The 7,909-nt window shown below is 63.5% G+C and carries 5 protein-coding genes; 4 read left to right on the plus strand and 1 reads right to left on the minus strand.

The window, feature by feature from the left end:
• The first annotated feature begins 94 nt into the window (after nucleotides 1-94).
• The 4 genes from WA944_RS16570 (at nucleotide 95) to WA944_RS16585 (ending at nucleotide 5,249) form a co-directional block, all read left to right on the plus strand.
• A protein-coding gene (locus WA944_RS16570) for an IS3 family transposase (protein WP_526647146.1) occupies nucleotides 95-1,254 on the plus strand; the annotation gives its coding sequence in 2 pieces (ribosomal slippage) (nucleotides 95-386 and nucleotides 386-1,254; 1,161 coding nt in all).
• A gap of 278 nt (nucleotides 1,255-1,532) precedes the next feature.
• Entirely contained in the window at nucleotides 1,533-2,957 is a 1,425-nt protein-coding gene (gene dszA, locus WA944_RS16575) for a dibenzothiophene-sulfone monooxygenase DszA (protein ID WP_005137358.1), read from the plus strand.
• Nucleotides 2,891-3,988, plus strand: coding sequence for a 2'-hydroxybiphenyl-2-sulfinate desulfinase (soxB, locus tag WA944_RS16580; RefSeq protein WP_050544330.1), 1,098 nt, complete (start codon nucleotides 2,891-2,893; stop codon nucleotides 3,986-3,988). Before dszA ends, soxB begins: the two co-directional genes overlap by 67 nt.
• A gap of 10 nt (nucleotides 3,989-3,998) precedes the next feature.
• Nucleotides 3,999-5,249 (plus strand): acyl-CoA dehydrogenase family protein, encoded by a 1,251-nt coding sequence (locus tag WA944_RS16585; RefSeq protein ID WP_005068444.1) that lies wholly within the window; start codon nucleotides 3,999-4,001, stop codon nucleotides 5,247-5,249.
• A gap of 939 nt (nucleotides 5,250-6,188) precedes the next feature.
• On the opposite strand, the gene WA944_RS16590 is transcribed toward WA944_RS16585, so the two are convergent.
• Entirely contained in the window at nucleotides 6,189-7,874 is a 1,686-nt protein-coding gene (locus WA944_RS16590) for an SIMPL domain-containing protein (protein WP_526647147.1), read from the minus strand.
• Nucleotides 7,875-7,909: the final 35 nt, after the last annotated feature.

Raw genomic sequence — 7,909 nt, forward strand, 5'->3', positions numbered from 1 at the left:
GACGATGACATACACACCCGCTCAGTTGGGACTGCCCCCAGTTTGGTTGACTCCTGACCTGTGAGGATTCGTCCTTGCTGGAAGGATCAATCTCGTGCCGAAGCCGTTTCCCGCCGAGTTCCGAGCCGATGTCATCGCCGTAGCCCGCAAGGGCGAAGCACCGCTGCGCCAGATCGCGAAGGACTTCGGGATCTCGGAGGCCTGCCTGCATCGCTGGCTCAAGATCGCCGACCGCGAGGACGGTCTTGGCCGGCCCGCACCGGCGGCCGCTCCCGACGACACAGCAGCGCAGCTGCGCGAAGCACACAAACGGATCAAACTCCTCGAGCAGGAAGCCGAGGTGATGCGCCGCGCGGTGGGCTACCTTTCCCGGGACGCCAACCCAAAATGATGTACCCGCTGGTCCTCGACCTTGCCGCTGACGGAGTTCCCGTCACGGTGACCTGCCGGGTCCTGGGATTCTCTACCCAGGCGTTCTACAAATGGCGCAAAGCTCCTTTGACACAGCGTGATTGGGACGATGCGCACCTGATCAACGCCGCTCGCGATATTCATGCCGATGACCCCGCCTTCGGCTACCGGTTCATCGCCGACGAGCTGCCCAGTCGCGGGATCACCGCCGGCGAAAACCGTGTCGCCCGGCTGTGCTCCCAGGAACGGATCTGGTCGATCTTCGCCAAAAAGCGAGGACTGAACCGCCGATCCGGGCCACCCGTCCACGACGATCTTGTAGACCGCCTCTTCAGCGCAGCCGGCGCCAATCAGGTCTGGTTGACCGACATCACCGAGCACCCGACCGACGAAGGCAAGCTCTATCTCTGCGCCGTAAAAGACGTCTACTCAAACCGGATTGTGGGCTACTCGATCGACTCGCGAATGAAGTCCTCACTCGCGGTCGCCGCGCTCGATCACGCGATTGCACTGCGCTCGCCAGTGGCGACGATCGTCCACTCCGACAGGGGCAGCCAATTCAGGTCACGAAAGTTCGTTCTCGCACTGTCACACAACGGATTACACGGATCGATGGGTCGAGTCGGCGCGTGCGGTGACAACGCCGCCATGGAGTCGTTCTTCGCCCTTCTGCAACGCAACGTGCTCGACCGGAAACGATGGTCCACTCGGGCCGAGCTGCGACTGGCCATCGTCACCTGGATCGAGCGGACCTACCACCGACGCCGCCGGCAACGCGCCCTCGGCCGACTCACCCCGATAGAGTTCGAACTGCTCCACACACCAGTCGCAACCGCGGCCTGAAATTCACACACCCGCGAGTCAACTGGACCCGGGGCAGTCCCATGAGGTGGAAGCCAGCGCTCAACGCGTTCGCGATCACCTTCGAAGGCCGGATCACCCCGACCGGCAACTAACAATGCCAAGGTCGGATCCACCGTTAATCTGACAGTCCCGCCCGAACTGCTGGTGGCGGATTGAAATCGGGTGAACTTTAAAGGTGGGCACACCCTGGGGGTGGGGGTGACACTTCTTGGCGACACGAAGCACTCCGCTATTTACGGTTAGAGGACACATACGCGATGGCTCAACGGCGACAACTGCATCTGGCCGGTTTCTTCTCGGCTGGCAATGTGACTCATGCACATGGGGCGTGGCGGCATACGGACGCGTCGAATGGTTTTTTGACCGGGAAGTACTACCAACACATCGCCCGCACTCTGGAGCGCGGCAAGTTCGATCTGTTGTTCCTGCCTGACGGATTGGCCGTCGAGGACAGCTACGGCGACGACCTGCGAACCGGTGTCGGCCTCGGCGGGCAGGGTGCAGTCGCCTTGGAGCCGGCCAGCGTGATAGCGACCATGGCCGCGGTCACCGAACACCTCGGTCTCGGGGCAACCATTTCGGCGACCTACTATCCCCCGTATCACGTTGCTCGGGTGTTCGCGACGCTCGATCAATTGTCGGGGGGCCGGGTTTCGTGGAACGTGGTCACCTCGCTCAACGACGCTGAAGCGCGCAACTTCGGTATTGATCAGCATCTGGAACACGACGCCCGTTACGACCGCGCCGATGAGTTCTTGGATGCGGTCAAGAAACTCTGGAACAGCTGGGATGAGGATGCGCTCGTACTGGACAAGGCGGCAGGCGTGTTCGCCGATCCCACGAAGGTTCACTACGTGGATCACCACGGGGAGTGGCTGAATGTGCGCGGGCCTCTGCAGGTGCCTCGTTCACCTCAGGGTGAGCCGGTGATCCTGCAGGCCGGGTTGTCGCCGCGAGGTCGGCGCTTCGCCGGGCGGTGGGCCGAGGCCGTTTTCAGTGTCGCACCCGATCTGGGATTGATGCAGGCTACATATCACGACATCAAAGCCCAGGTGAAGGCTGCGGGGCGTGATCCGGATCAGACGAAGATCTTCACCGCCGTGATGCCGGTGTTGGGCGAGACCGAGGCCGTGGCGCAGGACCGGCTGGAATACCTGAACAGTCTGGTGCATCCGGAGGTCGGACTTTCGACGCTGTCTAGTCATACCGGCATCAACTTGGCGGAGTACCCGTTGGACACGCCGATCACGACGATCCTGCGGGATCTGCAGGATCGCAACGTGCCGACGCAACTGCACATGTTCGCGGCCGCGATGCACGCCGAGGAGCTCACTTTGGCGGAGCTGGGTCGGCGGTATGGAACCAACGTGGGCTTCGTTCCGCAGTGGGCCGGCACGGCCGAGCAGATCGCCGAGGAGTTGATCCGCCACTTCGACGCCGGCGCCGCGGATGGCTTCATTGTTTCTCCGGCCTTTCTGCCTGGCGCGTATGACGAATTCGTCGACCAGGTGGTGCCGGTTCTGCAGGACCGCGGCTACTTCCGCACCGAATACGAGGGCAACACCCTGCGCGACCACCTGGGTCTGCGCGAACCACGACCGTTAGGACAACCTTCATGGCAGGCCGCCTCAGCCCCGGAAACCCCGGTTCAGAACTTGATACCGGCATCCTCGACACACTGACCTACAGCAACTGCCCGATACCCAACGCGCTGCTCACGGCGTGGGAATCAGGTTTCCTCGACGCCGCCGGCATCGAACTCGACATCCTCAGCGGCAAGCAGGGAACGGTCCACTTCACCTACGACCAGCCCGCCTACACCCGCTATGGCGGTGAGATCCCGCCACTGCTCAGCGAGGGGTTGCGGGCACCCGGACGCACGCGTCTACTCGGCATCACCCCGATCCTGGGGCGTCAGGGCTTCTTCGTCGGCGATCGCAGCCCGATCACAGTGGCCGCCGACCTTGCCGGACGCCGAATAGGAGTGTCGGCTTCGGCGATTCGCATCCTGCGTGGCGAACTGGGGGACTATCTCCAGCTGGATCCCTGGCGGCAGACGCTGGTAGCGCTGGGCTCGTGGGAGGCGCGCGCGTTGTTGCACACCCTCGAGCACGGTGAGCTCGATGTGGACGACGTCGAGCTGGTGCCGATCAACAGTCCTGGCGTCGATGTCCCCGCCGAGCAGTTGGAAGACGCCGCGACCCTCAAGGGTGCGGACCTGTTTCCCGATGTGGCCGCAGGCCAGGCCGCGGTGCTGGACCGCGGTGAGGTTGACGCCCTGTTCAGTTGGTTGCCCTGGGCTGCGGAGTTGGAAGGCACCGGCGCCCGCCCGGTGGTGGATCTCGGCCTCGATGAGCGCAATGCCTATGCCAGCGTGTGGACGGTCAGCAGCGAACTGGTCGTTGACCGGCCTGACCTCGTTCAACGACTGGTCGACGCAGTCGTCGACGCCGGGTTGTGGGCACGCGACCACGGCGATGCGGTGACCCGCCTGCACGCCGCGAACCTGGGCGTATCCCCCGACGCAGTCGGCCACGGATTCGGCGCCGACTTCCAGCAGCGTTTGGTTCCGCGCCTGGATCCCGACGCGGTCGCCCTGCTGGATCGCACACAGCAATTCCTGCTCAGCAACCAGTTGCTGCAGGAGCCCGTCGCCCTCGATCAGTGGGCGGCTCCGGAATTTCTGAACACCAGCCTCAACCGTCACCGATAGGAAGATCAGCATGACTCTGTCCGTTGAAAAGCAGCACGTTCGACCCGGCGATGCCGACAACGATCCCGTCGCAGTCGCCCGTGGGCTCGCCGAGAAGTGGCGAGCCACCGCCGTCGAGCGTGATCGCGCCGGGGGTTCGGCAACAGTCGAGCGCGAAGACCTGCGCGCGAGCGGCCTGCTGTCGCTGCTGATCCCACGCCAGTACGGCGGGTGGGGCGCGGACTGGCCCACCGCCATCGAAGTGGTCCGAGAAATCGCCGCAGCCGATGGATCTTTGGGACACCTGCTCGGCTACCACCTCAGCAGCGCCCCGATGATCGAACTGTTCGGCTCGCAGGAACAAGAACAACGGCTATACCGGCAAATCGCGCAGAACGACTGGTGGACCGGGAACGCCTCCAGCGAAAACAACAGCCACGTGCTGGACTGGAAGGTCAGCGCCAGCCCGACCGAGGACGGCGGTTATCTGCTCAACGGCACCAAGCACTTCTGCAGCGGCGCCAAGGGTTCGGACCTGTTGCTGGTCTTCGGCGTCATCCAGGACGATTCTCCGCAGCAGGGCGCGATCATCGCGGCCGTCATCCCGACATCCCGGCACGGCGTTCAGGTCAACGACGACTGGGCCGCCATCGGCATGCGGCAGACCGACAGCGGATCCACCGATTTCCACAGCGTCAAGGTCGAGCCTGACGAAGTGCTGGGTGAGCCCAACGCCTTCATTGTCGCCTTCATCCAGTCCGAGCGCGGCAGCCTCTTCGCGCCCATAGTGCAATTGATCTTCGCCAACGTCTATTTAGGGATCGCGCACGGCGCACTCGACGCCGCCCGGGAGTACACCCGCACTCAGGCCAGGCCATGGACACCGGCCGGGGTTCAACAGGCAACCGAGGATCCCTACGTCCTGCGCGCCTATGGTGAATTCACCATCGCATTGCAGGGCGCCGACGCCGCTGCCCGCGAAGCGGCCCATCTGCTGCAGACGGTGTGGGACAAGGGCGATGCGCTCACCCCCGAGGACCGCGGCGAACTGATGGTGAAGATCTCCGGGGTCAAAGCGTTGGCCACGAACGCCGCCCTCGACGTCAACAGCGGAATCTTCGAGGTGATCGGAGCGCGCGGAACACATCCCAAGTACGGTTTCGACCGCTTCTGGCGCAACGTACGCACGCACACCCTCCACGATCCGGTGTCCTACAAGATCGCCGACGTCGGCAAACACACCCTCAACGGGCAGTACCCGATTCCCGGCTTCACCTCCTAGAAATCTGAGCCGCTGACCGAAACCGAGGCCACCGCGCGGCCGAGCCGCGAATCGCCCGCCGCGCTCAGCTCTCCGTACGCACGGGTGCACACAACTTGGCCTGCCTAGCCAGCTGCCTGAGATAGCCGCGCGAGAACAAAGCGCGGCAGCTGATGACGCCTACGTAACGAACTCGCACCTCGCCAGCACGCACCGTTACCAGGTCCTTAAGCTGCACGAACGGCTGTCGACCGATATATGCCCGCCTTTCCAGGACAACAGATCCCCGTTGCGCGTGCTTTTACCCGGCTGTCGGCCCAATTCATAAAGACCTAACAGCACGCCGCACGGCCGCTCTCCCGCCACACTGCCAGCGCCGGACGCTAGCGAACCCATGCAGAACCCCGCACTGAGCGCCGCCACCGCGCGCGCTCCGACGGCTTCCCCTTGGGCCCATTAACGTCACTGTGACGAAATAGAGGTGACAGGCTAATTGGACGAACTGCAGCCGATTGGGCGAATTGCTATCCTGCACAGGTCTTTCGACGGCGAGTCCACCTGCGGGCGAGGCGACTTGATCGCTACGAGATGAGCAATCTGTTGGGGCCTTGAAAACGACCGTCCCTCCATGGTCCTCCAATCAATTGAAATCCGCTACCACCGATCCGCGAGGCGGCTGACCGTTACGGGATACACCCCCGCGTCGATCGAGGCGGTGCACTCGCAGCGCCGCCAGAACGTCCCATCCCAGGGATCGTCATACCAGCGAATCATCATTGGGCACTGCGCCCCGTGGCTGCATTCGCCAGAGGTGCACTTGCAACATTCGATCACTCGCTTGCTCCCCTCCGCTGCGCAGTCCATACCGTTTGATGTGCCGGACGTGAACCCGTCGGCCTGTGCCCGATGCAGGATAGGCGACGGGCGACCCCGTCTCAGTGGTCCTTTGCGGACCGGCTGCTAGCGAGACACCTCGAACACGTCGCCCTTGATCGCCCACCGGTCATCTACCGGTTCAGCCCCGAGCAACTCACCGGCAACACAGAGGTGGTCGGAGGGGTTCCACTTGACGCCGTCACGATAGGGGGCGACGAGCCTGCAGACAGCGCCGAGCACCGCCCGGCGTTGATCGAGCAGGTGCTCTTCGATCTCAACGGAATCTGCCGGAAGCACCGTTGCGAGCAGTGCCGCGACCTCCGGCAGGACTGTCCTGTCGGAATGGCCGTGCAACGCAGAGATCACTCCATCAAAGATCCCTTTCACCAAACCACCCCACACCGGTTGAACCCCGCGCGGCGGTCGGACCTCGACTCTGACGGCGAACGGCGAGTCCGGCGAAGCGGGCTTATCCACCTCTAACTGGCCACGGGACAACGCCAGCCACACTTGCGACAGCTTCTTTTCACCGGCGAACGCACCCAGGTCGGTCCAGCCGAACGAGACCAGTCTTCGCCCCTGTCGCCAGGAGTCGAAGGCGCCCGATCGGTCGGCGAGCGCGTAGCGATAGCCGAACCGATACTCGGCGTCGTCGGGACCCAAGGGCACGCCGGAGCCGTGCTCAAAGCGGATCCCGTTTCCGCCGGCCTCGTTGAACGTGCCAATGTTGTAGAGCAACAGGTTCTCGATGTCAGCCTTGGGATGCTTGGCGCCGAAGAACGTAGCGTGCAGAACCTGGTCAGCTGAGGGTTCGAGCTCTCGGCAGCGGCTGCGGATCTCGTCCCGCAGGTCCTTCTGCCACGCAGGCAGGTTCTCGAAGCGGATGTAATCATCGGCCCAAGCCCGGACTATCGCACTGTCCGCAGGTCTAACTATCTGGCTACGCCCCGCGGGCACCGCGGCCGACACTGCCTCCGCTACCTGCGCGGTCGAATCAAGTTGTGCGGCAACGCTGTTCTGGCGGCAGATACCGCAGCGTACTATCGGCTCCCCCACCTGGTTGACTGCCCATTGGTCGAGGTCGGCGAGCTGATCAGCACACACCTTCACGTACTTCTTGGTCAACGCGCTCCCGTTGGAGTGCTCACCGCTGATCGTCCGGCAGTCGGCACGATGCAGACGCGCTTGGGTCGTGCTGTAGCTGCGCAAGAGGTTGATGACGTAGCCATCGGGGTGGGCGGCGAGCCATTCCAGGTAGCCGGCGTCGTCGTCGCGGAACTCACCCACTTTGAGCTCTCCAAGTTCTCGCGCTCTCTCGGTATCGGCCGGAGAGCTCGACGAACTCGGTTCGGATTCCTCGACGCCGAACCGGGCATCCACTGAAGCAGTGACCTGAATGTCCTGCGGCACGAGTTCGACACCGGATCCATATCCGGACTGTCCGAGTCCGGACCGCGCCACGGTGCGGACCTGCCCGTAGTCCCCGTCGGGGTACAGATTGGCGACCAGCATTCCAGCGTCAGCGATTGCGACAGGCCTGATGTTGCCCAGGCCGAGAGCATCGGCGTACAACTGAGCGCGCTCGACTGCGTCATGAACGGCCGCCTCACGGACCTGCCGGATCAACTCGTCGCGTCGTTTCACCGTCAATGCCCATCGGATGTTCGTGAGATGGAATCCTTCGGTGTTGGTGACGTGTTTATCGACCCAGGCGGACAGCGCTGCGAAGTCGCGGAACTTCACTTCGATGCTGACGCTGGCATGATTCACCAGCGGCAGCTGTTCACCGTCCTGATTCCAGGGCC

It is taken from the genome of Mycobacterium sp. (genome assembly GCF_049683355.1).
In the GTDB taxonomy this organism is placed as follows: domain Bacteria; phylum Actinomycetota; class Actinomycetes; order Mycobacteriales; family Mycobacteriaceae; genus Mycobacterium.

Bases quoted from the DNA above. Each gene is read 5' to 3' on its own strand.
- WA944_RS16585 (WP_005068444.1), top strand. From the start codon at position 3,999: ATGACTCTGTCCGTTGAAAAGCAGCACGTTCGACCCGGCGATGCCGAC.
- dszA (WP_005137358.1), top strand. From the start codon at position 1,533: ATGGCTCAACGGCGACAACTGCATCTGGCCGGTTTCTTCTCGGCTGGC.
- soxB (WP_050544330.1), top strand. From the start codon at position 2,891: ATGGCAGGCCGCCTCAGCCCCGGAAACCCCGGTTCAGAACTTGATACC.